Source organism: Streptosporangium sp. NPDC006013 (assembly GCF_040614275.1).
Lineage (GTDB): Bacteria > Actinomycetota > Actinomycetes > Streptosporangiales > Streptosporangiaceae > Streptosporangium.
In genome coordinates, this window is sequence record NZ_JBEXUE010000852.1 from 1 (window position 1) to 2,167 (window position 2,167).

Here is a 2,167-nt window from a genome sequence, read left to right on the forward strand (position 1 = left end):
TCTTATTCATAGCGCACCCCCACTGCTACCTAACGTTACATTCCACCCATATCGCGCGACCAGGTGGGACCCGGCCGGGGGGCGGTGGCGAGTCGTGCGGTGTGTCGTGCTGTACGTCGTTCCGCGCGAGGTCAACGAGCGGCGGACGAGCCGTTCACGGTCAGGACCTGCTCGGTCTCGATGGCGGGGAAGGTGCCGGTGTCGATGATCCCGTGCTCGTGGAAGGCCGCCTCCAGCAACGCGTGAGCCTTGGGCTCCAGCTTCCACAGCGCCCGGTACTCGCGGGCGGTGGCCAGGGAGACGCCGGTCTCGTGGGCGATGTCCGTCGCCCGGGGCACGAACTTCCGCTCGATCTGCTTGTCCCAGTACTCCCGCGCGGCACGCATCAGGGCCGCGCGCTGTGCCGTGTCGACGACCGGCGGCGGGCCGTCCAGCACCTGGACCTCGTCATCGTCATCGTCGATGACCGATCGCCCCGCGGCCACCGCGGGACGCACCGGCTCAGGCTCCGGGTCCCACGGCACCGGCGGGGTCAGGTCGATCAGCGCGGAGGTGTTGTAGAGGGCGCCGATCTGGGAGAGCAGGGCCTCCTGGCGTACCGAGTCGACGGCCAGGCCGGTGTGCTCCACCGCCCGGTCCATGGCACGGTCCAGCTTGGTGAGGGCCGCGCGCATCTTCCGGTCGGACGCCCCGGACTCGCGGAGCGCGCGGGCGCGCTTGGCCGCCAGCGCGACCCGGGTCAGCCTGCGGTGGGCGTCGACCTCACTCGCCGTACGGTCGCTGACCTCGGCCAGCCCGATGCGGACCAGCGCCCGCTCGGGGGTGAGCCGCCAGTTGATGCGCGCGCGCCCGCTGATCCGGTGGCGTTCGATCGCCATGCCGCGCTCCCAGAGCCACGCCGCCACCAGGGGCGCGGCGAGCCGGAAGATGGCCTCGGCCATGCTGCGGGCGTCCATGCTGGACAGCACCGCGGTCAGGCCGGTGAGCGCCCACACGGCGATGCCGTCGATGCCTGCCGAGAAGTTCTCCCGCATGTTGCGGCGGGCCCGCACCGCGCTGGTGATGACGGCGACCTCGATGAAGGCGAAGAGCAGCAGCCGCAGCGGACCGTCGAAGCCGAGCACGTCACCGGAGAAGCGCCACATGCCCTGGGCGGAGACACCCGTCGCGATGCTGGCGGCGACGATGGTGAGGATGTCCTCCACCGGACGGGGCGCGACGTGAGAGTGGAAGAAGCGGACCGCCATTCGCTGGATGGCGCGGAGCGCGAAGTAGGCCGCGACCAGGAGGACGAGAGCGAACACGCCGATGAAGCTCGTCAACACCGGCTGGTCGGATGCGAAGGTGGTGATTTGATCGATGGGGGGCATCAGTCACTGTCCGTCAGTCTCGATGTCCGACAGGATATCTAGGCGATCATTCCAGAATGTCGGCGCGCTGTTCGCCAAACGGGCGCTCACGCGAGTGACAGAAGAGAACACAGTTGTGGTGGGGACGAGTAAGGATCACCCGCTCTCGGGGCTCCGGCTCACTCCGGCGTCACCCCCGCCGCACCGCCCCGCCGCACCGCCCCACCACGGCCCGGTTCGCCATCGTGACCAGCGCGGCCAGTAATTTACCAAGTCATCTTTCAGATGATCACAAGAGCCGGTACCTAGCGTCCTCGACGTAACGGAGAACACCGGGCGCCGCACTCGACGAGGAACGCCGCACCCGGTCCACGGAGGGGACCGAGCATGTCCAGGATCAATATTGACGACATCCCGTTCGAGGGTGCCGAGCTGGGCGAGGTCGCCGGCGGCCGGATGACCGTGTCCTGGCGCAACGGCAAGGGCCAGGCCGGCGAGTGGTGGGTCAGCTGACGATCGGCTCGCCGCCCCGGGTGGGATCAGACCCCGCCCGGGGCGGCGCCCCACCGGCCGAGGGTGCCGAAAGGTACATCAGGCGCCCGGGAGAGAAACCTCTTCCAGGGTGCCAAGCCCGCCGGAGGTACATCGGCTGACAAGCGGCCCGGCGGCCTTCCTCTCGGAAGGCGCCGAACCGGCCGGGCCGGGAGAGGGGGAAGGCGCGGCACACGCCGCTCTCCCGGCACGGGCCGGCCCGAAGATCCCGAAGGGGCTGTAGGTATCGCCTTGGCGACCGGTCATCGCGTCGGCGAGCTCCAGCA

General features: G+C 69.7%; 2 protein-coding genes. One reads left to right on the plus strand and one right to left on the minus strand.

Annotated elements, in window-relative coordinates; translation table 11 throughout:
- Positions 1 to 131: 131 nt before the first annotated feature.
- A complete protein-coding gene (locus tag ABZ260_RS50310) occupies positions 132 to 1,370 on the minus strand; it encodes a hypothetical protein (RefSeq protein ID WP_355632868.1) in 1,239 nt (412 codons plus the stop codon).
- Positions 1,371 to 1,736: 366 nt separating this feature from the next.
- Here ABZ260_RS50310 and ABZ260_RS50315 point away from each other — a divergent pair, with 366 nt between their 5' ends.
- Entirely contained in the window at positions 1,737 to 1,862 is a 126-nt protein-coding gene (locus ABZ260_RS50315) for a hypothetical protein (RefSeq protein ID WP_355632871.1), read from the plus strand.
- Positions 1,863 to 2,167 lie beyond the last annotated feature (305 nt).

Coding starts and splice junctions, on each gene's coding strand:
- ABZ260_RS50310 (WP_355632868.1), bottom strand. CDS start 1,370: ATGCCCCCCATCGATCAAATCACCACCTTCGCATCCGACCAGCCGGTG.
- ABZ260_RS50315 (WP_355632871.1), top strand. CDS start 1,737: ATGTCCAGGATCAATATTGACGACATCCCGTTCGAGGGTGCCGAGCTG.